Annotated in this window: 19 protein-coding genes and 1 pseudogene; 9 read left to right on the top strand and 11 right to left on the bottom strand. The window is 54.9% G+C overall.

Annotated features, from left to right (window positions below):
- A partial coding sequence (locus tag AC1ATL_RS10535; protein ID WP_476570187.1) for an Ig-like domain-containing protein occupies positions 1 to 2,777 on the bottom strand: 2,777 nt, incomplete at its 3' end.
- Positions 2,778 to 2,866: 89 nt separating this feature from the next.
- Complete coding sequence (locus tag AC1ATL_RS10530) at positions 2,867 to 7,444, bottom strand: Ig-like domain-containing protein (protein WP_476570188.1); 4,578 nt, start codon at positions 7,442 to 7,444, stop codon at positions 2,867 to 2,869.
- A gap of 386 nt (positions 7,445 to 7,830) precedes the next feature.
- Here AC1ATL_RS10530 and AC1ATL_RS10525 point away from each other — a divergent pair, with 386 nt between their 5' ends.
- From AC1ATL_RS10525 to AC1ATL_RS10500, 6 genes are all read left to right on the top strand, one after another.
- Positions 7,831 to 8,256 (top strand): hypothetical protein, encoded by a 426-nt coding sequence (locus AC1ATL_RS10525; protein ID WP_476570186.1) that lies wholly within the window; start codon positions 7,831 to 7,833, stop codon positions 8,254 to 8,256.
- Positions 8,246 to 8,446, top strand: coding sequence for a helix-turn-helix transcriptional regulator (locus AC1ATL_RS10520; RefSeq protein WP_476570185.1), 201 nt, complete (start codon positions 8,246 to 8,248; stop codon positions 8,444 to 8,446). The genes AC1ATL_RS10525 and AC1ATL_RS10520 overlap by 11 nt, the downstream gene beginning before the upstream one ends.
- 246 nt (positions 8,447 to 8,692) lie before the next feature.
- Positions 8,693 to 9,208, top strand: a complete 516-nt coding sequence (locus AC1ATL_RS10515; RefSeq protein WP_476570184.1) for a hypothetical protein — start codon at positions 8,693 to 8,695, stop codon at positions 9,206 to 9,208.
- A 159-nt stretch (positions 9,209 to 9,367) separates the two neighbouring features.
- The gene (locus tag AC1ATL_RS10510) at positions 9,368 to 9,904 is read left to right on the top strand and encodes an arsenate reductase/protein-tyrosine-phosphatase family protein (RefSeq protein WP_217063476.1); all 537 of its coding nucleotides are present in this window, start codon (positions 9,368 to 9,370) and stop codon (positions 9,902 to 9,904) included.
- A 137-nt stretch (positions 9,905 to 10,041) separates the two neighbouring features.
- Positions 10,042 to 11,547, top strand: a complete 1,506-nt coding sequence (locus tag AC1ATL_RS10505; RefSeq protein WP_476570183.1) for a tyrosine-protein kinase domain-containing protein — start codon at positions 10,042 to 10,044, stop codon at positions 11,545 to 11,547.
- Positions 11,548 to 11,755: 208 nt separating this feature from the next.
- Positions 11,756 to 12,121 (top strand): YccF domain-containing protein, encoded by a 366-nt coding sequence (locus tag AC1ATL_RS10500; RefSeq protein WP_204442897.1) that lies wholly within the window; start codon positions 11,756 to 11,758, stop codon positions 12,119 to 12,121.
- A gap of 30 nt (positions 12,122 to 12,151) precedes the next feature.
- On the opposite strand, the gene AC1ATL_RS10495 is transcribed toward AC1ATL_RS10500, so the two are convergent.
- From AC1ATL_RS10495 to AC1ATL_RS10475, 5 genes and pseudogenes are all read right to left on the bottom strand, one after another.
- Positions 12,152 to 13,168: a DUF4236 domain-containing protein gene (locus AC1ATL_RS10495; protein WP_476570182.1), complete on the bottom strand. Its 1,017-nt coding sequence runs from the start codon at positions 13,166 to 13,168 to the stop codon at positions 12,152 to 12,154.
- 74 nt (positions 13,169 to 13,242) lie between these two features.
- On the bottom strand, positions 13,243 to 13,809 hold the full coding sequence (locus AC1ATL_RS10490) for a hypothetical protein (protein WP_476570181.1): 567 nt from the start codon (positions 13,807 to 13,809) through the stop codon (positions 13,243 to 13,245).
- A 113-nt stretch (positions 13,810 to 13,922) separates the two neighbouring features.
- Positions 13,923 to 14,126 (bottom strand): annotated as a pseudogene (locus AC1ATL_RS10485) (hypothetical protein); the annotation flags it as partial.
- A gap of 43 nt (positions 14,127 to 14,169) precedes the next feature.
- Positions 14,170 to 14,904: an RloB family protein gene (locus AC1ATL_RS10480; protein ID WP_476570180.1), complete on the bottom strand. Its 735-nt coding sequence runs from the start codon at positions 14,902 to 14,904 to the stop codon at positions 14,170 to 14,172.
- Positions 14,905 to 14,977: 73 nt separating this feature from the next.
- Positions 14,978 to 16,330: an AAA family ATPase gene (locus AC1ATL_RS10475; protein ID WP_476570179.1), complete on the bottom strand. Its 1,353-nt coding sequence runs from the start codon at positions 16,328 to 16,330 to the stop codon at positions 14,978 to 14,980.
- Between the two features lie 462 nt (positions 16,331 to 16,792).
- On the opposite strand from AC1ATL_RS10475, the gene AC1ATL_RS10470 reads away from it, so the two are divergent.
- Positions 16,793 to 17,854, top strand: coding sequence for an acyltransferase family protein (locus AC1ATL_RS10470; protein WP_476570178.1), 1,062 nt, complete (start codon positions 16,793 to 16,795; stop codon positions 17,852 to 17,854).
- 277 nt (positions 17,855 to 18,131) lie between these two features.
- Here the strand turns inward: AC1ATL_RS10470 and AC1ATL_RS10465 are convergent, their stop codons facing one another.
- Both AC1ATL_RS10465 and AC1ATL_RS10460 read right to left on the bottom strand, forming a co-directional pair.
- Entirely contained in the window at positions 18,132 to 18,623 is a 492-nt protein-coding gene (locus AC1ATL_RS10465; RefSeq protein ID WP_476570177.1) for a type II toxin-antitoxin system death-on-curing family toxin, read from the bottom strand.
- On the bottom strand, positions 18,616 to 19,122 hold the full coding sequence (locus AC1ATL_RS10460; protein ID WP_476570176.1) for a Panacea domain-containing protein: 507 nt from the start codon (positions 19,120 to 19,122) through the stop codon (positions 18,616 to 18,618). Before AC1ATL_RS10460 ends, AC1ATL_RS10465 begins: the two co-directional genes overlap by 8 nt.
- 221 nt (positions 19,123 to 19,343) lie before the next feature.
- Between AC1ATL_RS10460 and AC1ATL_RS10455 the strand changes: the two genes are divergently transcribed.
- Entirely contained in the window at positions 19,344 to 20,225 is an 882-nt protein-coding gene (locus AC1ATL_RS10455) for a GIY-YIG nuclease family protein (protein WP_476570175.1), read from the top strand.
- 142 nt (positions 20,226 to 20,367) lie between these two features.
- On the opposite strand, the gene AC1ATL_RS10450 is transcribed toward AC1ATL_RS10455, so the two are convergent.
- Positions 20,368 to 21,024 carry an Abi family protein gene (locus AC1ATL_RS10450; RefSeq protein WP_476570173.1) on the bottom strand — a complete coding sequence of 219 codons (657 nt, stop codon included), beginning with the start codon at positions 21,022 to 21,024 and terminating at the stop codon, positions 20,368 to 20,370.
- Between AC1ATL_RS10450 and AC1ATL_RS10445 the strand changes: the two genes are divergently transcribed.
- Positions 21,025 to 21,672, top strand: a complete 648-nt coding sequence (locus AC1ATL_RS10445) for a helix-turn-helix domain-containing protein (protein WP_476570172.1) — start codon at positions 21,025 to 21,027, stop codon at positions 21,670 to 21,672.
- A gap of 15 nt (positions 21,673 to 21,687) precedes the next feature.
- Here AC1ATL_RS10445 and AC1ATL_RS10440 read toward each other — a convergent pair.
- Positions 21,688 to 21,948, bottom strand: a 261-nt coding sequence (locus tag AC1ATL_RS10440) for an IS3 family transposase (RefSeq protein WP_476570171.1), incomplete at its 5' end; no start/stop codon positions are given.

Genomic DNA, 21,948 nt, shown 5'->3' with positions numbered 1-21,948 from the left:
ACGGACACCCGCACGGACGCGCTCCTGCCGCCCGCCGAGGCGGTGACCGTGGCGGTGCCGGCCTTCCGGCCCGCGGTCACCACGCCCGTGCCCATCACGTTCGCCACGCTCGAGTCCGAGCTCGTCCACGTGACCTTCCGGTCCGTCGCGTTCTCCGGCAGGATCGTGGCGGTCAGCTGCGCGGACGCGCCGGCCTTCAGGCTCAGCTTGCCATTGGACACGCCATCACCCGAAATCGACACGGAGGACACCGGAACCGGCTTCGGAGCATTGCACTCCACCGCGGTCAAAGCAGCGCTGGAGCCATCCCAGCTGACCTTGCCGGAGAACTGGAAACCAGACTGGCTGGCGCCAGGGGTCTGAGCGCCGGAACCGTTGGTGAAGATCACACGGTAGTCACCTTCGCCCAGATCCGGAACCTCATACTTGTAGGTGCCGGCCTTGGCGCAGGAATCGTCAGCGGTCAGCTGGGTCATTTCCACACCTGGCCACTTACCGTTGTTCTTGGACGTGGTGTCGTTGTACGCGTACGCATAGATCTTGCTCCAGCCGGCAGGCTTGGTGGCGTAGATCACGTTGGAGACCTCCGGCTTTTCGCCGGTGATCGTAATGGTGATGCTGGCGGACTTCTGGTTCGTTCCAGCGGTGGCGGTGATCTTCACCGTTCCTGCCTTGAGACCGGAAACCTTGCCCTTGGAATCAACGGTGGCAACAGAAGTGTCGGAAGATGTCCAGGTCACGGAAGGACGCTTACCTGCCGGATCGGTCGTCACGTCCGCCTTGAGCTGCACACTCTGCGTGGAAGCGAGATCCATGGAGGTGTCACCGGAAACCTTGATGGCGGTAACGGTCACATTCTTTGGATGGCAAGGTTCCTTGGCGTCAATATAACAATCCGGATCCAAGCCGTTCTTCTCCATGTACTCCACGCAGTACTTGTCGCACGGGCTGGAAGTACCATCGCTCGGATCATATGTCGGATCGCCATACTTGGTGTAGGAATACGTATGCTTGATGGCTTCGCCGTCGGCACCGGTACCCTTCACCGTAACCGTCACCACTTCATCGGACTTGGCCTTGCTGCCGATTTCGATGGTGTCACCATCCTTGTAGGAACCGGACTGTCCATCGGAAGTGGAATAAGTGGTGTTGGTGGACTGGTAGGAACGCAGCGTGATCGTCTTGGACGTGCCAGGAATGGTGCCCTTGTTCGGATAGGCTTCAGCGGTGGAAACCTTGCCGGAGCGGCTCTTGTTGGAGAATACAGCAATGGATTTGCCCTTCACCGTACCAGAAGTGACTTTGCCACCTGAAACAGTGATGGTGGAACCCGTCACTTCATCCGTATAGGTTCCGTTGGCGAGCTTGGTGCCGGTGCCGGCAAGATTCTTGTCAGCGCCGTTGGCGTTGGCCACCACCATGCCATCCTCGGCCGCCGAACCGGCGTAACGTTCAACCATCAGGCAGTTGTCATCACCACAGTTGGAGATGCTGGAATTCTTACCGACCATAGCGTTACGGAAATGGTTGACAGCTACAACTTCCGGATCCTTCCACAGGTCTGAGCCGGCGTCACCAAGCTTGGACTTCTCAGTGAACGGACCCTGGGTGGTGCCATACGTGCCACCGTCACGGTATGGACGATCGAAGAACAGGCTCATACCGTTCTTCTGCGCGGTCACGCCGGCCCAACCATACTTGATCCATTCATCGGAAAGCTCGGCTGGGATATTGGCCTCGCCGTTGGCGAAGTTGTCATGCGATTCCACCCAGTTGACGGACTTGTCCTCCGTCACTTTGCTGTGCGAGGTGAAGTGGCTGGCGCTAAGGTTCTTGAACTGCACGGCGTTACGCACTTCATGGCCATAGCTGGAATCAGTGATGCCGCCGCCACGCGGAGAGCTATTGTTGAACAGTTCGGCATAGTCGGTTTCACGGACGTTGGCGTCCTCAAGGACTTCGCCATACTGGTACTGGGCGCCATTCTGCAAAATAGTGTCCCAGTAGTGGGACTGCTTCCCGCCGAACACCTCATCGGAAAGTTCGATGTGTTTGGCTGCATCATAGCGGAAGCCGTCAGCACCATCGGCAACAGTCTGCACGAGCAGATCATGCATGCCTTGAGCAACGGTATCGTCCTGAGTGTTCAGATCCCACAGGCCGGACAGTTTGTTCTGGGTGCAGTCCTCACGGTTGTTGTAATCGGAAATCTGCTTATCGGCGTGGAAGTAGGCCTTGTTCTTCCACTTGCCTTCGATCACATCGAAATCGGAGGTGAAGTGGTTGGATACGGAATCGACGATGATGCGCAGACCATACTGGTGCGCCATCTTGCACATTTCCTTGAATTCAGCCTCAGAACCGACCACGTAGTTGCCGATGGCCATGTCAGTAGGCTGATACACGTAGTACCAGTTGAGGTACCAGTTACCGGTGCCGAGCTTACGGTTGTCCTTGATCTTGACAATCGGCTCGGTCTGGATGGAGGTATAACCGGCCTTGGCGATATCCGGAATATTCTCCATGATGGTCTTGAAAGACCATTCGAAGGCGTGCAGGGTTGCACCGTCCTTCATGTCCTTCGGCAGACCGTACTTCTGACGGGCCGCTTCGAAGGTTGGATTGCCAATGGTGTCGGCATAACTGTCACGAGTTGCGGCACTGGCCTCTTGCGGAGCGGCCGTGCTGATAGAAAGACCCGCGAACAGCGTGGTGGCCGCAGCGAGAAGTGCCACGGTCTTCTTGCTCAGACGAGCAAGTGTTGCTGATTGTTTCATCATCTTCCTTCATTGAATTGTTGTTGCCTGGGTAGGGCTAGAGCCCGGTTTCCATGGCGAGGAAAGCCGGGCCCTAGCACGTTTTTCAGTTATTTGACGGTGACGGTGACGGACACGGTCTTGCCGTCGACCTTGGCACTCACCTTGGCGGTGCCCGCCTGCACGGCATACACGTTGCCCGTACCGGACACCGCGACGGCCGCGCCATCGGACCACCACATGTCGGCCTTGGACGAGGAGCCCGCGACCGACAGCTGGGCCAGCGAACCGGCGGAAAGCGACAGCTCGCCGTCCTTGACACCAGCACCGGTGATGGAAAGCGAGACCGGCGGAACGCCGTCCTCGTTGACCGTGGACGAATCCCAGGCCACGCCGATGCTCTTGGTCCTGTCGGCGGTGGCCTTGCGGTCCTTGGCCGGATCCCACGTGGTCCTGCCGCTGGCGTCGACCTTGATCAGGCGGAACGCCATGGCATGACCCTTCCTGACCTGGACGGTGCCGGTGTACATGTTGCCGCTCTTGGCGAGCCTGACGCCGGAGCCGCGCTTCCACGCGTTGGCCTGGCCCCAGTCGCCCACCGCGTACAGGGTCTCGCCGGACTTCAGGTCCGCGGCCGCGTTGATGGTGACGTCCACGGTCTGGGAGACGGTGCCGTCCCAGGTGACGTTCAGGGTCTTGGACGCGTCGGCGGTGGCCTTGCGGTCCTTGGCCGGATCCCAGGTGGTCCTGCCGTCGACGTCGACCTTGATCAGGCGGAACGCCATGGCATGCCCCTTCCTCACCTTGGCGGAGGCGAGCAGCTCGCCGCCCTGCATGGTGAACTTGGCGCCGCCGGCGCGCTTCCACGCGTCGGCCTGGCCCCAGTCGCCCACCGCGTACAGGGTCTCGCCGGCCTTCAGGGACACGTCGGACGCCTTGAAGGTGATGTCCACGGTCTCGTCCGGGACGGTGACGGACACCCGCACGGACGCGCTCCTGCCGCCCGCCGAGGCGGTGACCGTGGCGGTGCCGGCCTTCACGCCGATCACCTTGCCGTTGGATACCTTGGCGACCGATTCGTTCGAGCTCGACCACGCGACGGTCTTGTCCGTCGCGTTCTCCGGCAGGACCGTGGCGGTCAGCTGCGCGGACGCGCCCGCCTTCAGGCTCAGCTTGCCATTGGACACGCCATCACCCGAAATCGACACGGAGGACACCAGAACCGGGGTCTCGCACTTGATCGCGGTCAGAGCGGTGGACGAGCCGTCCCAGCTGACGGTACCGCCAGCGTAGTCGAGGCCCGGCTGGCGGGAACCCGGGAACTGCTGGTTGCCGCCGTCGTTGAAGATCACCTTCGCGCCCTTGGCGAGGTTGTCCGGAACAACGTACTTGTAACCGGTCTGATCGCAGTTGTCGGCCACTTCCATCTTCTCGCCCGGCCATGCCGCGTTGTTCACCGCGGTCGCGCCGTCGCCGGTGTACACGTAGGCGTACATCTGGCTCCAACCCGCAGGCTTGGTGGCGTAGATGGTGTTCGCAGCAACCGGCGGCTGCTTCTTGATGCCGGTCACCGTAACGGTGATCGAAGCGGTGGCCTTACCGGACTTCGCGGTGATCGTGGCCTTGCCGGCCTTCACCGGGGTAACCACACCCTTCGAGTTGACGGTCGCGACCGCCGTGTTGGAGGAGCTCCACGAAACGGAGTTGCCTGCCGGGTCGGTGGTGGCGGTCAGCTGCTTGGTGGTGGCGCCGTCGGTGATGTCGGTGGTGTAATCACCCTGGTTGATCTTCACGGACTTGGTTTCGACCGGAGGCTCTTCGCCACCGATGTTCGCCATCTTCACGGTGAACATATCTTCATCGGACTTCTCGAAGGAGTTGTTCACCTGGGTGCTGGTATCAGGCAGGTCGGCGTTGTCGTTCATCGCCAAATCGTACGGCAGGGAATCCATGGCGGACAGACCGAAGGTGGCTGCCAGCTCAATGCCGATACCGTTCGAGGCGATGCGGTCAGCGGTGGTGCCGATCTCTTCCAGCGGGATGGCGATCTCGTAGTGATCATCCATCTGAGCAGAATTGTGGCCCTTCTCGTTGAAGTTGACCCACTTGGCGTTGTTCTGGTTCTCGGCCTTCATATCGCCGACGACTCGGCCGTTGCTTTCGCCCCAACCACCGTCGATGCCGATGACGTCCTTGCTTAGAATGCCGTTGCCGTAACCGAACTTGATACCGGATTTCTTGGTGTTGGTCTTGGCATTGGCTGCAGGACCATACGCGGCGTTGGCGTTCAAACCGGTCTCATCGCCCTTGTAGATCCACGGTCCGTTGGAACCGTTGGTGGAAATGGTCACCACATTGTTGAGCTTCTGCTCGCCACCCCAAGTGATGTTGGACGCCCACAGAGAACCGCCTGTCTGCAGACCACCGTTGTTACCGATGCTGGTGCTGTCATCCCTGGTGTCGATGGCAATGTGGAACGGCAGGTTCTGGTTCTGCCACAGATGGCCTTGGCTCAGCGGATAGTCATCGCCAGGATCAACCACATCCTGCACATTGGTCATTTCCCACATGAGGTACAGGTTGTCGTCATCGTAAGCACCATACAGTGCGTACAGATCGATCGGAACCTCATACATGGAGTTCGGACGGTACACACGCGGATCGTCGTTGGCTGCGCCCTGCGCAATCAGCATGGAACTATCCCAATCGGCAATGCTTGCGTCCTTGCCAGCAGTGAAGTTAATGGTCTTCTTGACACCCGTGCCAACCTTGTTGGTACCGTACTGCGAAGCAAGGTTTTGCTTTGGAACCTCCACCTTCTTCACAGTCACCTTGTTAGAAAGCGTGGTGCCCTGCTGAACATTCTCAACCGTCTTGGATGCGGTGCCCGTCACGGTGATGGTGGCGGACTGCCCTACGGACAGGCTGTCGCCGACGGAGATGACCTTTCCGTCCTCGAATGTGCCGGTCTTGCCTTCGGATGTAGTGTACTTCAGGTTGCCGGCATACACGGCATGCAGCGTCACCTTCACATTGTCAGTAGAGAATTCGATGGATGCCGGTTCGGCGGAAACGTACGGCAGGACCTTGCCCTTGATATAGAAGACGCTGACCGAATTGGCCTTGGCGGTGCCGGATTCGATCTTGCCGTTCTTGACCACGAGCTTGCCACCATTGACCTCATCCGGATAGGTTCCGTCATCAAGGTTGGTGGACATGCCGGCAAGGTTCTGCTCGCCGCCCATGTTGGCGATGGTCACACCGTCATTCGCCTGCTTGTCCTTGGTGAAACGCTCGATCATCAGGCAGGACTTGTCTCCGCAGTTCTGCAGATACTCGCTCTTGCCATCCATGGCGTTGCGGAAGTGGTTGACCGCGACGACAGACTTGTTCTTCCACATGTCGTCGCCGGTATCGCCCAGCTGGGACTTCTCAGCGAACTGAGGCCTGATATTGCCGTTCTGGTCCTTGCCACCGGATTCCTTCGGACGGTTGAAATACAGCGGCGCACCAGCCTTACGGGAGCCGACAATCGCCCAGCCCATCATGAGCTCATAATCGGTCAGCTCAGTGGAAACGCCCTTCTTCACACCATCGGAACCAGTCTGTTCCTTGTTGGCGTAGTTGTCGTGCGATTCGACCCACGTGACGAGCTGGTCCTCGTTGGCGCCGCCGGTGCTGATGCTCTGCACCATCTTGGTGCTCAGATTGCCCGAACTTATGGCTGCGCGGATCGTGCCGCCGTAGGCGGACGCGGTGTTGCCGCCGCCATCGGAGGAATTGTCACGGAACATATTGGCGTATGCCTTGTAATCAAGGCCGGAATCGCCCTGCAAAACTTCGCCGTACTGGAACTGCGCGCCGTTCTTCAGAATGGTGTTCCAATAGTTTGACTGCTTGTTGTCAAAGACTTCGCTCGGCAGCTCGACGTGCTTGGCCGCATCGTAACGGAAGCCGTCAACGCCGTCCGCAACGGCTTCCTTCAGGAAGGACTGCATACGGTCGGCCACGGTCTGACTCTGCGTGTTCAAATCCCACAAACCGAGCAGATGGCACTGCGTCACCTTGTATCGGCTGGAATAATCCTTGATCTCACCATTGGGGCCGTCACAGCCGGTGCGCTTATGGAAGTAATCCGTGTTTTGCCAGTCAGAGTCGATGGCGGACCAGTCGGAAGTGAAGTGGTTGGCCACCACATCCACGATGATACGCACGCCGTACTTGTGGGCGGTAGCGGTCATTTCCTTCAGATCATCCTCAGTACCAACCACAAAGTTGCCGACGGAGGTGTTCGCGGGCTGGTACACGTAGTACCAGTTCTCGTCAAACTTCTTGCCGTTGGCCGGAACATATTTGATTTTGCTCATCGGCTCGGTCTGCACGGAGGTGTAGCCGGCCTTGGCGATGGCTTCCATGTTCGCCGTGATGTTCTTGAACGACCACATCCACGCATGCAGGATGGCACCGTTCTTCATATGCTTGGTCAGGCCATACTGCTGGCGGGCGGCTTCGAACGTGGCGTTGCCGACCGTATCCTGGTAGCTGTCGCGGTCAGCGGCGAGCGCGGTGGATGCCACACCCATGCCGCCGAACAGCGTGGCGACCGCCACTGCTCCAGCCGCAGCTTTCTTCCAAGCCTTGGCGGCACGCGACTTGCGTTCCGCGCGTCTGCGCTCCACACGAGTCATCATCTCTGGCTGAACCTCATGCGGAGGTTCTTTTTTGGTGAGTGCGTTCGCGATTCCGGCGAACGTATGAGTGCTTAACCGCACCTTACCCTCCCTGCTCCATTGCGTATTCAATGTGGTAACGTTCGTTTTGCAAACGTTATCCTTAAAAATATCATGTTTTTCCCTATGAAAATGAGTGCTTTTATCTGCAAATCAACTGAAACAACGAACCACTTTTTCTGACGATTTGCAAACGCTATCAGCATGCTGTCACACCCTATTCGCAACGGGAGCGGCATCGGACAGCCGATGATTCGAGAATGCAAGTGTTTCAGAAAATTTGCAGCCCGCATCAGCCTCACAGGACAGGATAGAATGCAAGGGGACTCGTCAAGGAGTGGAAAATGACATTCAATCTTTACATTTCGTTCCGCATGGTCGTCGAATTCGTAGGCGCCGTTGCCTGCGCAACGCAGCTGTTCCAGCATCGCACCTGGCCCGGCATCATCATGATGTCACTTATCGCGCTGCTCTGGATTGTCGGCGAACTGTGGCTCACCATGGTGTACAACCGCGCGCATCCGCGCCGCGACGAATTGTCCGACGAGCATCAGGCCACCGCCATCCGCTTCACCTTCTTCATACTGGTGGCGGCACTGGTGGTGTTGGGCTTCATCGGCATGATCGTCTCGCTGTTCGAACATGTGCCATTCAACATTCCCGCCATGGCGCTGCCGACCCTCGGCATGCTGGCGCTGGCCATCGCCGACGCGCGATACCTGTGGCTGGAACGTGCGGGCGGGGAAAACGGAGAAGACGATGAAGACTAGCCTGAAAATCAAGCGCATGGAACGCGGGCTCAAACAGTCCGACCTGGCCGATCTCGTCAACGTGCGCCGCGAGACCATCGGGCGACTCGAGCAGGGACAGTACTGCCCATCGCTCAGGCTTGCCATGGATTTGGCGAAGGCGCTCGACACCACCGTCGAAGACCTGTTCAGTTTCGACGACGAGGAATAGCTTCGGCGTGTCGTTTTCCATTTTTCCTCAAGAACGGCGAGTTTCCAACGAAAATTCGATGTTTGGCAATTCGGGGGCATGTGCGAAGCTCGTCACACGATGAGACATCGCCGTCACATATGTGCGAATGGCGTCACACCACGGGAAGGGCGCCATTCCATGGGAAGCGTATAGTCAAGGCAGTAGCAGGGAACCGCAAGGCGAACTGCTGAAGACACTTCCACTTATTAGAGAGGAATTACGATCATGAAGAAGAAGATCGTTGCAATCCTGGCTACCATCGCCGCCGTGTTCGGTTTCGGCTTCGCCGCCAACTCCGCAATGGCTGTCGACCAGTACGGCGCAACCGGCAAGGTCGAAGGCTCCACTGTCACCTTCACTTTCACCAACCTGCCTAAGGGCAGGTACTACGTCGCTTCCGAGTCTGAAGCCGTTTCGGCCATCACGCTCGCCGCCGCCAAGTCCAACATCGTGCCCATCACCGTTGACAATGGCACCGCCACTGCCACCTTCACCGTCAAAGCTTCCTGCAATGACACCAAAGTGACCGCCACCCTGTACAACGCTGACACAAACGAGGCGCTTACCAGCGCCGACGTCACCGTCCCCGCTACCGGCGATTGCGGCACCACCACTGCCACCAATGGCTCCGCTCAGACTGCTAACACCGGCGCTGCTATCGCTCCGTACATTGTGGCTGTCGTGCTGCTCGCCGCTGCTGGCATCTCCCTGGTCGCCGTTCGCAAGAGCTCCGCTCGCTGAATTTGATTCAGCCGGAACAACCGGAAAATAACTGAACATAACGTTCATAGGCAAAAGGGGCTTGGGCCAATCCCAAGCCCCTTTTCTACATCTGGATCGCAAGCATTGACAATACTAAGTCAATGAAAAACGTGAATCCACACAGTAAGAAGGAAACCGATGAAGGTTGTATTCGTCTGCACCGGCAACGTCTGCCGTTCCCCCATGGGAGAGCTGTTGCTCCCTCACTATATGCCCGATCTCGAGGCCGACAGCGCCGGCACGAGAGGACTCGACGCGCATGAAATCGCGCCAAACAGCGCAAAACTGCTGGCCGCGCATGGCATCGATGCCAAACAGTTCCGTTCCAAGCGCATCACCCCGCAACTGGCGAACAGCAGCGGCCTGATTCTGTGCTTTGAGCACGAACAGCGCAAGGAGATCGCGGTGATCGCTCCAACGGCGGCGCGCAGGACTTTCCTCATCAACGACTTCGCCAACATGTGCGCGTATTGCAAAGAACAGGGGTATATGGATGGCGATACGCGCGAGGAACGACTCGAATCCGTTATCGATAATGCCAGCATGATCCGCCCTATGATTCCCGATACCGCCAATATCGAAGATCCTATGGGTAAAGATTACGCGGTCTACGAGCGTTCATATCAGGAGATTTGCAAGGCTTTGCAGACCATTGCTGATACCACCACTCGATAACCCCTTACTGTAAGGGAGTCAAGCTGAAACCATGGTCACGCTCAGCGCCCTCCCCCACAAGGAGCTTTCCCCCATCTGGGAGGGCTCCTTGCTATTATGAGTTTGTTCTGGATTTTGAAAATCTCTGAGAGGGAAACATGGCCGCAGCAGAAAGTACAGCGCCACAAAACGGTCAGGTAGTGGTTGAGCCTACCGAAACGGAAGACAACGGCATCACCCTGATGGACCTGTTCCGTATTGTCCGCAAGCATATTGTGGTCGGCATCATCACTTTTGTGGTGGTCTTTGCCGCCGTGTGCGCCTACACGTTCCTGGTTCCGCCGAAATATTCGGCCACTTCCCAGGTGTTCGCCACGTACAGCGATTCCTCGGTGCAGGATAATAACATTTCCAACATCAACAGCGCCAGTACGTACATCACTAACCAGATTCAGTCGTACCCGACTCTGGCCACCACTGAATCCGTGCTGAAGCCAGTCATCGATGACTTGGGTCTCGACACTACTGTGGCGGGTCTTGCTGGTCAGCTGACGGTCACGAACCCGACGAACACCGCCTTCGTGAATATCACCGCGCAGAGCGGCGATGCGAAGCAGTCGTCCGACATCGCCAATGCGGTAGCCGAATCGTTGAGCAACGTAGTGGAAAAGTCGCTGTATGCGTCTGGCAAGGAATCACCGGTGAAGCTGTCCATCGTGCAGCGTGCCAGCGTGCCGCTCTCCCCCAGCTCCCCCAAGGTGGCGCTGTATCTCGCCGTCGGACTGGTCGGCGGCCTGATCCTTGGCGTCTTCGCCACGCTCATTCGCGATCTTATGGCCACCCGCGTGGAGGAAGCCAACGATCTGCAAGACATCATCAACGCCCCTATCATGGGCCGTATTCCAACAGACGACAGTCTGAAGGGCATCAAGCCGATCATCATCTCCTCCCCTGCCGGTCGTATTTCCGAGGAATTCCGCCGTATCCGCACCAACCTATCGTTCACGTCGAAGGTTGAAGGCTCCAACGCCCGCATGATTGTCATCACATCCGTCGACCCGTCCGAAGGCAAGACCACCGTTTCCGTGAATGTGGCCGCAGCCTTGGCCGAGAACGGTGCCAAGGTGCTGCTCATCGACGCCGACCTGCGTCACCCGTCCGTGGCCGACCGACTTGGTTTGGAAGGCGGCGCTGGCTTGGCGCACGTCCTGTCCGGACAGGCCACCGTCAAGGATGTGGTGCAGCGCTATTGGAAGCCGAATCTGCATATCATGCCTGCCGGTCCGAAGCCGCCGAACGCTTCCATGCTGCTGAATTCGAAGACCATGACCGAAATGCTGGACATGGCCCTGCAGACCTACGATTACGTGATTGTGGATACCTCCCCGATGGTCGTGGCCAATGATGCCGCCGTATTCGGTGCGAAGAGCGATGGCGTGGTACTGGTTTCCGGCCGCGACGTCACCATGAAGCGCGATCTGAAGGATATTGCCGTTCAGCTTGAGAACCTCAACGTTCCGGTTGTTGGATTCGTGTTCAACTTCGAGAAGGAGCGCAAGACCTCCAACAACGACAATTACTACTATTACTACTATTACGACGAGGGCGGCAAGACGAGCCACAAGGCTCCTAAGTCCCGCTCCGGAGCCAAGCGCAAGAAGTAGCTCGGGGTTAAAGTCCGCTGATTCAAGAGAAGGCTGGAAACCGCTGTGGTTTCCAGCCTTTCTTTATGTCTTCAAGGCTGACAGGTGAGGTGGATTCGATCTTTTCGTTTCGAGCCGGTTTCCGTCTCGTCTTAAGCGCCTTTCCTTGTACGCCCTCTCTGCGCCCACAGCTGATATGGCACTTGCCGGATGCCGCTATCATGTGGGTATGAGACTTCTTGGCAATATTCTGTGGCTGATTCTGGGTGGACTGTTCCTGGCCGCCGGCTGGGCCGTCATCGGACTGGTGCTGTGCGTCACCATCGTCGGCATCCCGCTGGGCGTGCAGGCGTTCAAGATGGCGGGGCTGACGTTGACTCCGTTCGGCAAGACCGTGGTCTATGGAGGCGGCGTGGGCTCGGTGCTGGTCAATATCGTGTGGTTCGTGCTGGCCGGCGTGTGGATGGCGATCGGCTACGTGTGCGCCGGACTGCTGAACTGCATTACCATCATCGGCATTCCGTTCGGTATCCAGTCGTTCAAAATGGCCAAACTGGCGCTGTGGCCGTTTGGTTCGCAAATCCGCAGCCTGTAATCGCTCCAAAACACTCCAAATCACTTCAAATTACTTCATCCAACGTAGACGGCCATCAGCCGCCGTTTTGCATGTAAGTATTGAGGAGCTGCGGTCCGATTGGGCCGTGGCTCCTGCGGTTGAGCAGAAAGCGCCACCGTGGGCCGTGCCAAGCGATGTGGCCGCTGGAGCTTGTTGTTGCTGCCGTTGCTGCTGTTGTTGCTGAGCGACTTGGGCCAGCCTCTGCTCCTCCTGGGCCTTCTTCTTGGATTCCTCCCGCTGCGCAATGTTCTTCTCACGCTCGTCGAGCTGCGATTGGCGCTGGTCCTGCTCCTGCTGTTTCTGATCCTGTTGCTGTTGCGTCTGGTCCTGTTCGGACTTCTGCTCGTCAAGCTGCTTCTGCAACGAATCCTGTTCAGTTTTCTGCTGCTCCAGCTGTTTCTTGAGGTCTTGGATGCCGTCCAGTTGCTGGCTGAGCTTGTCAACTTGATGTTGCAGCTTGTCGTTCTGTTCCTGCTGCGAAGTCAATTGCCGCTGCAGTTCCTTGTATTGGCTGCTTTGCGTTGGATCCGCGCTCATGTTGCCAATGCCGAACGCCACGATGGCAACGAGAATAATGACGATCCACCGTTTCCAAGAGCCTGGCTGCTTGGACTTTTTCGTATGTTTTCCACCGGTTGGAGGGTCGGTTGGCCCGTTGGAGTTTGAAAGCTCGTTGGTTGAGACAGACGGAGTGTTGGTCAAAGTCAGCTTGTCCGCATCGGAAGGATATGGCATGACGGTGGTTTCCACTGGCGAAGTGGTCAGCGGCAGTTGTGCAGCATCCGCTTTGGATCGTTTTGTGTTCTTCTTGGCTTTCTTCGCCTTGGCGAGCTTCTCATCTGAGATCTTTTGGCTGTAGCTGATGCCGGTTCCCGGAACACTGGCTCCGACATAGGTACCGCGCTTCCCCACTGTGACGTGTGGCGCTCCGCGTTTGCCGAATGTGACGCTGCTGATGCCGTTTTTGCCGAGATTGACGCGCACGCCTTTACCCAAGCTGATGCTTTTTCGAATCCTGAATCCCATGCTCTCCCCTTTGATAGCGTCTCTCTTGCTAGTCATTATATGACTTTCGGGGGTCGGTTCCGTTATTTCAGTACTCAAACGGAAACGTCATGCGCCTTCCGACTTGAGGGATTGCCAATTCTCCGGCGGCAAATCGAGTTTGAGGTATTCATATGGGTTCGTTTTGATTTCGGAAAGGATGCCCTTGGCATCGCGAATCCAGTTATTGCCCTTGTTGTCCCGAAAAGCAATGGCCGATTCGATACGTGCATGCATCCCTTCGCCAGGACAAGGAACATATACGTAGCGAATTTTCCCGGAGGGACCGTACCGATACAAGCAGTGAAATCCGTTCCGCTCAGATAGTCGGAGCCGGCCCCTTGATATGTTCCGGAAGTGAGCACGACATCATAAATTGGCTGATCCGAACCATTATCGATAGAGACCTTCATCAAAGACATATCCTCTGTTTTCTGGATATTGCCTTTTGCATCATGCATCACCCAAGACGATATCTCATTCGCCTGCGCGAATTTAGCAATCTGCTGATCATGATCTTTCGTGTAGTTATACGACGCAAAAGCAATAATGATAGAAGCAGCAGAAATAATAACTGTAAGAAAGTTGGCAACGTTATTAAGCCCTGGATGCTCAGTACTCAAGAAAGTTTTCAAGAAAACCCACACATCCTTGACCGTTTCCTCAATCTTTTGCCCAATACAGCATATACACATATCCCTCAAAATACGCGCCGCATCGAGATATCTATAAAAAATCAGGAAGCATCCTTGAGATGGATATCTCTCGAGAATAAGCTCTTCTGGTTGGGGACGAGCATGATCTCGCCGTCGGCGATGCCCTTGAGATGCTGGCCGTAGGGGCTTTTGCAGTAACGCTCGGCTGACTCCATGAGCTGGTCGCGCGTGATCCAACCGTTCTCGAAGGCGATCTCCTCCACGAACGCGGTCGGCGGACCTTGCAACAATATAAACGCAAGGCGAGCAGAACGCGCTACCTCGAATCTATAATGTTTCTTCTTCACCCTTATTAATCAATGTTTTATACTCTTCAATCAGCGTATCCACAATTTTCGGAATGTCCGTCCATGGCGCATAATCCCCGCTAGAGGGTCTGTTGTCTCGTATTCGACGATGTTGCTCACTCATATGCTTTTGTGCATTTTTAGCCGCCGTGGCATACTGCTCGACTATCGCTTCCTGGCGAATGTGCTTGGGATTATTTCGATTCCGGCTCATGTCAATCAGCCCAAGTCGTTTAGCGAGCTTCTCGCATTCCGAAGTCTGAGTGTATGACAGGGGGCATGGCTGCTTGTGGTCAATCAGCCATACGTCAAAGCACGGATTGGAGATGATTACTTCGACACCGCTTTGACGTCCTTTGTCTACAGCAGCACGCAGTTTATCGCCGTTTTTGCCGAAATCGTCCACGTCCGTCACCGCCCACACCACCGCAAACGGATCATATGACTCTTTCTTCGCGTCCTTCTTGTCTTCGCGCAACAGCTTTGCCGCACCCTCTACAAGAGTTTTGGGATCGACTCCGTCTGCTTCCACACGAACCGGATCATCCACTTCGCCGCTTTTAATCCGAAGGTTCTTTACATAGTCTCCGAACAAATGCCGTCTGACATATTGGAAGTATTCCACTTCTGTAACAATGCCTCCACTGTAGATGAGGAACCGTTTGTTTCTCGGCTTTGATTTCCCCCGGTGCCCGGCATTTGGCTTGTGTACCACTATTCCTCCCTTCAGACGTTATTCATTCATCCCGTTGCCAACGCGCAACTATCTATTGCACTATGCTTACATATCAGCGTTGGGATTCTTTTCCGGCGTTTTTGGCATTGTCGAAATACTCTTTCACGGTCGCATACAGATTCGGCTGTGCAAGACCGCCATATACGCCATGACGGTAGTTCTTCCCAAAATTCTCCTTGGAGTTCGGGCTCCAATCCATCAGCCAATTCAGCGTGGATTCACCGGTATTGGGGTCTTTCTTTACGATCCATATCTGATCTCGGTCCAATACCCGGTCGTCGGTACCCGACGCACTGATCAACGTCTCGTTATGTGTAGTGAAGATCAGCTGCGAGTTGTTAGGGTTCGTTGCCGGATCCCTATACAGTTTGATGATTTCAGAAAACAGGCTCGTACTGATGCTGACATCCGGCTCATCAAGTAATGTGATCGAAGGTCGCTCCAGCGAATCAAGCACCCAGTCGAACAGCAACATCACGTTTTTGGTACCTTGCGATTCCCACTGTTCCGAAAGCTGACGGATCACGCCCCTCCCCTGATGGCTGAACAGTACGCGAGGCATAAAATACTCGGAGGAAGGTGATGAGCTAGAGGAATCGCCCAGCGGCTCATCGCCTGCTGGGGCCGAACTGCCCGATATTCCGCTTTCCGACAGTTTTCGCAGTTCTTCCAGCAATTCTTCCGGAACGTCTTTTTCTTCGAAATCGACATCGGTTATACCGAGATCGGCCACTCTGATCAGTTTCGACAGCAACAATGCCCGTCTTGGATTCTTGCGGATTCGATGCACGAAAACTCCGAAGGAATTATCAAAATCTACGGCGGGATAGCACTGGATGCCATTTGCGATAGTGTCATATGCAGGCATCACACTTGTAATGTTCAGTGCTGCCGCGGCCGAAAGGAGAAGCGCGTTCTCCCGAACAAGGTGGGCAATCTTTCCTATGTTGTGGAATTGAGCGCCGATCTTGGTCTTCTTTCCGTCTTCACGTTCGAATATCACGGTGCGCCGATTAGTTTCGGAACGGAACATCCACAGCACTTCCTCCCGCACCTTGTGGGCATCGATACTGAACCAGTATTGGTAGCGGTTTTCGTCTTTGGCGATGAATTCGATATAGAACGTCGATGGCTGTTTTGCGCTTTCGTTATCCAGCAAAAAAGGCTGTGTATTGATGCCTTCGCGAGGTGCGAAACTGTTACGCACAAAGTTAGAGAAAAAATTCATGCATTTGAGCAGATTCGACTTGCCGGCAGCATTATCACCATAAATGACAGCAACCGGGGAAATCCGGTTCCATGCCCCTTGCTCATCTTGTGCACTATGTTGACCTTTGCGGAGCATGGTAAATTCCTGCTCGCTCTTAAAACTCAGACAATTTTCAACAGTGAAATTGAGCAGCATTCATTCCGCCCCTTGGTTTTCTGATTTTTCTCTACTGCAACGATATGATACATGAAACTCAGCAAATCTCAATCTTCAAGGCTCTTTTTAGACTTTATTAGCAGAATTCAGCCTGAAGCTATATAAATACACAGCTCCATCGCTTCATATGTCTCGCGTGACGAAAGAAGCCAGCAGTCGGTGACCTTTGGTAGGCAATAACGGCAACCTTGCAACGAGCAAATATTCCTTCTACATTTCTTCTGCGTGGCGGGTATCTCTTCCCCGCAGCAGTCATTCCGGCCCCGTACAATTTCACACGAGAGAACAAAGTCAGAGGAGAGAATCATGGACGAGAGCATCCAAAGAGCGAACGGCAGTGGCGCACACATCAGACACGCCGCACCGGCACACTCCAGAAATTCAAATGGGGGGGGGTGCAGGAATTCCAGCATCGAACTGCTGCGCATCATCGCGATGTTCATGATCCTCATGCACCACTTCATCGTCCACAACGGCTATGACGTGCTGAAACTCCCCCTGGGACCGGAACGCATCTTCTTCCAGCTCGTGATGCAGGGCGGCGGCAAAGTCGGCGTCGTCATCTTCTTCTCCATCTCCGCTTGGTTCTTTCTCGACAAAGAGCAAACCATCAAATCCAACCTCAAACGCGTGTGGATCATGGAACGCGAACTCCTGTTCTGGAGTCTCATCCTTATGGCGTTCTATCTCGTATTCGACCGTGCCGACATCGGCATGAAACTCATGGTGAAAAGCGTCATGCCGTCGAGCATGGGCGTGTGGTGGTACGCCACAGCATACGCCATCTTCTTGGCGCTACTCCCTTTTCTGTCCAAGGGACTGAAGGCGCTCGGCCGCGAATACCATCTGGCGCTGGCAGCGATGGTGCTGGTCATATGGGGATTGACCAGTTTCATCCCCAAGACTTTAGGAAATTCCACCCTGACCGGAGTGTTCGGTTTTGTTTACCTGTTCATCTTGATTTCTGCTTACAAGTGGTACATGAAACCGTTCACCACCAAGCAGACCTGGCTGATGATTGGCTTCGGACTTAGCTTCTTCCTGCTCTACACTTGCGTTTCCATATCGTTATCATTGCTCGGCCACAACATTGGTATATTCATCGTCGGCGATTGGAAACTGCCCGTCATCATGGTCGGCTTCGGCATGTTCCTACTGTTCGACCGTGTCACCTTCCACAGCCGCATAATCAACCGGATCGCGCAGTCAGCGTTCGCCGTATACCTGATCACCGACTACGCCGCATCCGAGAAACTGCTCTGGGCACGGCTGTTCAATCTGAAGAACCTCTACCAGCAGCCACTCGCGATTCTGCAGATCTTCGGCATCCTGCTGGCGATCTACGCGGCCTGCACCCTGCTCGACTTCATCCGTCAGGCACTATTCGCCGTCACTGTCGACCGGCGGCGCGGGCACTGGTTCGAACTGCTATGGGATAGGGTTTCCAAGTTGAAGCGCAGTAGGCTGAATCCCCCGCTGGACGATTCAGCCAATACCCGATGAGTTCCCATTGATACAGGAATCTGGTTTTTCTTACTTACCTTTCATATTTCTAGATAGGGGCTGCGGAGACACTGTGGAGACCACCATCAAAGATCCATGTAAAGCAATGAGTAACGGCGAGCGCTAAAAACGACACTAGTTTGATGGCAATCAAGCACGAGAGAAATGGTTCATTGTTATTTGTTGAAGAGCGGATGGCGAGCGGGCAACTAGCCCGCAGAACAGACCGGCATTGAAAAGGACATGGCAGATAGAGCAGACAGGTGGCAGCCCGTCATCATTCATCAGTTAAACGTCCGCTTCTCCTCAGGCTTGCGGCAAATTGTTCTTCCGTGATTTCTTCCGTCACTAGTCTGGAAATGAGTTTATATAAGGTATTTCGTTTTGGCTCTGGGTCATCATCGATGTCCAAATCGATTCTTTCCATTTTCAGGATGGCCAAAGATATGGCCATCGCAGTGCGCTTGTTGCCATCAGCGAAATAGTGATTTTTGGCTAGGTGAAAGGTGAGATGAGCCACCTGCCGGAACAGATCATCGAATCGTTCTTTCGGCGATTGCCCGAATACCAGCAGAAAAGTTGAATCAACAACGCTGCTTACGGAACCGATGTCGCTGGTTCTTTCCACGGTAAATCCGCCGATGTCGGCAAGTTGTTTCCTGTGTACCTGAACGATTGCCTGTGCCATTGCCTCAGCGAGGTCATCGGACTGAAAGACGAGTGGCGGCGCTTGGATATGCCACCACTCGTTAGTGTATTGCTCAGGCATTGCGCAGAATCCTGAAGGTGTTCTGCCATTTTGCATTTACTTCATCCAAACTAGATGCAAGAGTGTTTTTGGGGAAGGTCAGGCCGTCGTCGGATGCGAGAATGTCATCGTTGGTGATTTCGACGTTTTCTCCTTCCCTGTAGACATTCTTCCAAGCGGAGTTCTTTCGGTGGGAAAATCCCACAAGATCGAATGCCGTCAGAAAACCGTATTTCCTTGCCGTCCTGTCAACAACGGATAAAGTCTGTTCGTCTTTTGCGGCTTCGCCCTCGGACTTTGAAATCCTGTTGCGCCCATACTTCTGGAAAGTGTAATAAACGTCCTTCTCGACTGGGCCGTAGGACCAAGCCTCGATCTTGTCTTCGAACAACGGCTTTCCGGTTTCGCGCAGGGATTCGACCTGCGCGAAATAAACAAGTTTGTTCAGCACAAGATTCGTGATGTCAATATCAGAGCCATGGCGAAGAATAAAAGCATTCGCTATTTGCAACGATTTCATGACTCCTCCTTTTGCCACGGAAAACTCCCACACCCAAGTATATGAGACCTGATTTCGGAAGAGATTATTTTACTGTCCCTGCCCGCAGAACGCAAGGTGACATTCGTTTCTACAGATTTTGGCGACGCTTGCTTCGATACCGGAGCCCTATATGACTCCAAGCCGAAATCGGCGGAACCGGAACGCAGTTCGGCGATTACTCGCAACCTATAATCGGGGGTATGTGCGACGATATCATGTTCAATGATCTGCTTCACCTCACGGACGAGGAGATCGGCAGTACGAGAATCCGTTTCATCATGCATTTTTCGAAGTCCGATCCCATCTATGTGTTCATGAACAACCCTGACGAGCTCAACACCGAGTGGCTGCTGTCCCGCAAGAAGAGCAACAGCGGGAAGGACGCGGAGCATCTGCACAAGGGAGAGAACGTAATCGGCCTGGTGCGCCTCCCCGACGACAAGGATCTTTGGCTGTTCACGTGCATTAAGCACATCAGCGGTCCTCTTGATCGACCGAGAGAGGATAACGGCACCGACTATTACGTTGGCTATGAGGGCGAGGAATTGGCCGAATATCGCAAATTCTACGGGAGGGTCATCGTTCGCTATCACAAAGGCAAAGGGCAACAGGGGTCAATACGATGGGCGGAAGGGCTGCTGGACAAGATCCACGTTGTAAAGGTTCTTTCCGATACCTATGCCGGCGATGAATTTCCAGGCTATGACTGCGTAAGCCTTTCCTATACGCAACTTAAGACGATATGGGACAAGGACAAGTCAAGCTGGAAGAGCACGTTGTCACGACAGCAGGGCGTGTATGTGATCACCGATACCGCGACGGGGAATCTGTATGTGGGAAGCGCCACCGGAAGGAACGGCATATACCAGCGTTGGCAGGACTACATCCGCGATGGCCACGGAAACGATACGAGGCTGATTGCCATTGTGGAACAGTACGGGTTGGAGTATGTACAGACGCATTTCCGCTACACACTTCTGGAACATTACGACTTCACCGTGCCCAAAGACGTTGTTCTCGCCAGGGAATCCTATTGGAAGGAGGCTCTGGATACGCGCAAGCATGGGTATAACGATAACTAGACGATAATTACTGGAGACACCACACGATGGAAATACCGAGAATCGCGAGACCCTGAGAATTCCAGCAAAATGTTTACCTCTCATGGGTTCATATCGGATTCCAGTGCTCAAAATTCGAGTTACGAGCAAGCGCTGTCAATGCTTACAACTGTCTGCTTGTCTGCATCCAAGATTGCAATACGTCTAAATCTTGCAAGCCCATTTCGGAACATACGTAATCAAAATGGTTGGGGATATTCTTTCTCAGTTTCACAAGCAAAGATTCAAGGCTTTGCAGGAATTCCAGATATCGCTTTTTATCCGTGACTAATCGCAGATCCTTAACAAGCTGAAATACAGTAATATTTCTGTCATGCGGATGTGCGCAATACAACCGCTCATCATGGGCACAGATATTTCGGAAATCTTTTATCCGTCGATATATTTTATCAAGCTGTATCGAGGTAATCTCTTCCCCATGCTGATGTGAATCCTTATATAAAGCAGTAAAGCTACGAGAAATATTTCCGCGAACAATGCTATTTTGAGCTTGGAAAAACCAATAGACCTGACCAATAGTGAGATCGTTGCATAATACCCAAAGCGGCACTTCTCCCTCATATTCTTCGAGACAGTGCCGAAGATATTCTTTTCCATCAGTAAAGTTAGGATCGCTATTCAACGAAATAATCTTCTCCAACTTAGGAATGAGCCGCATAGCTTTATCATGCGCTTTACCGTTCTCCGCATAATTTGCGATATTTAGGTAAGGATTGGGGCTGCGGACGTTTTCTTGGAGACTGAACGAAAGGATTATCATATGTTCAGTCCCGAGGAAAGACAGCGCGCGGTGGAGCTGTATTTCACCACGCCGATGACCACGGCCCAAGTGGTGAAACGCCTGGGATACCCGACCAGACAGTGCCTGGAACGCTGGCTTGCGGCGGATCCCCGGTATGCTGGCCATATGGCGAAACCCATCATCCCACTGGAGACAAGGACCAAGGCGATCGAACTGGTGCTGGGCGGCATGCAGCAGAAGCAGGCCGCCCGACAGCTCGGCGTGAGCATTGGCGCGGTCCACAACTGGGTCAAGGCGTACCGGGAGGGCGGCATGGCCGCGCTGCAACCCAGGAACAGGAACGCCAGCCAGTCCAACAAGCCCGCGCCGCGGCGAAGCCGGAATGCCGGGGACGGCAACGACGACGCGGAGGCGCTGCGCCGCAGGGTCGAGGAGCTGGAGCTGGAGAACGCGTTGATGCGGGAGGTGGTGGAGGTCGTAAAAAAAGACCCAGGCGCCGATCTGCGGCGCCTGTCGAACAGGGAGAAGACGCTGCTGATCAACCGTCTGAGGCCGGCGTATTCGCTCAGCTCGATGATATGCTTGCTCGGCATCGCGCCGAGCTGTTTATGGTCAAATAAACGTGTACAGCGGGGGCTGGTGCCGTTTTGTTGGACTCGTCATTGATTCCATCACCACCAATCATGCCACAAGACCGAGCTCGCGTCGACGGTCCATGATGCTCATGCCGAACTCCGTCTTGATCCGCCTGTCCCGATACCAGACCATGTACTCGTCCAGCATGTTGATGAACCCGTCCATCGAGACGCCGGCGAAGCTGCGTTTATGGAAGAACTCCTGCTTGAGACGGCCGAAGAACCCCTCCGCGGCCGCGTTGTCCGGACTGCATCCCTTCGCGCTCATCGAACGCGTCAGATCGTGTTCCTTGCAGATGCGGATCCA

The sequence above is a fragment of the Bifidobacterium sp. LH_743 genome (assembly GCF_056355775.1).
This window is presented reverse-complemented; position numbering and strand designations above follow the sequence as displayed.

Coding starts and splice junctions, on each gene's coding strand:
- AC1ATL_RS10530 (WP_476570188.1), bottom strand. CDS start 7,444: ATGACTCGTGTGGAGCGCAGACGCGCGGAACGCAAGTCGCGTGCCGCC.
- AC1ATL_RS10525 (WP_476570186.1), top strand. CDS start 7,831: ATGACATTCAATCTTTACATTTCGTTCCGCATGGTCGTCGAATTCGTA.
- AC1ATL_RS10520 (WP_476570185.1), top strand. CDS start 8,246: ATGAAGACTAGCCTGAAAATCAAGCGCATGGAACGCGGGCTCAAACAG.
- AC1ATL_RS10515 (WP_476570184.1), top strand. CDS start 8,693: ATGAAGAAGAAGATCGTTGCAATCCTGGCTACCATCGCCGCCGTGTTC.
- AC1ATL_RS10510 (WP_217063476.1), top strand. CDS start 9,368: ATGAAGGTTGTATTCGTCTGCACCGGCAACGTCTGCCGTTCCCCCATG.
- AC1ATL_RS10505 (WP_476570183.1), top strand. CDS start 10,042: ATGGCCGCAGCAGAAAGTACAGCGCCACAAAACGGTCAGGTAGTGGTT.
- AC1ATL_RS10500 (WP_204442897.1), top strand. CDS start 11,756: ATGAGACTTCTTGGCAATATTCTGTGGCTGATTCTGGGTGGACTGTTC.
- AC1ATL_RS10495 (WP_476570182.1), bottom strand. CDS start 13,168: ATGGGATTCAGGATTCGAAAAAGCATCAGCTTGGGTAAAGGCGTGCGC.
- AC1ATL_RS10475 (WP_476570179.1), bottom strand. CDS start 16,330: ATGCTGCTCAATTTCACTGTTGAAAATTGTCTGAGTTTTAAGAGCGAG.
- AC1ATL_RS10470 (WP_476570178.1), top strand. CDS start 16,793: ATGATCCTCATGCACCACTTCATCGTCCACAACGGCTATGACGTGCTG.
- AC1ATL_RS10465 (WP_476570177.1), bottom strand. CDS start 18,623: ATGCCTGAGCAATACACTAACGAGTGGTGGCATATCCAAGCGCCGCCA.
- AC1ATL_RS10460 (WP_476570176.1), bottom strand. CDS start 19,122: ATGAAATCGTTGCAAATAGCGAATGCTTTTATTCTTCGCCATGGCTCT.
- AC1ATL_RS10455 (WP_476570175.1), top strand. CDS start 19,344: ATGTGCGACGATATCATGTTCAATGATCTGCTTCACCTCACGGACGAG.
- AC1ATL_RS10450 (WP_476570173.1), bottom strand. CDS start 21,024: ATGATAATCCTTTCGTTCAGTCTCCAAGAAAACGTCCGCAGCCCCAAT.
- AC1ATL_RS10445 (WP_476570172.1), top strand. CDS start 21,025: ATGTTCAGTCCCGAGGAAAGACAGCGCGCGGTGGAGCTGTATTTCACC.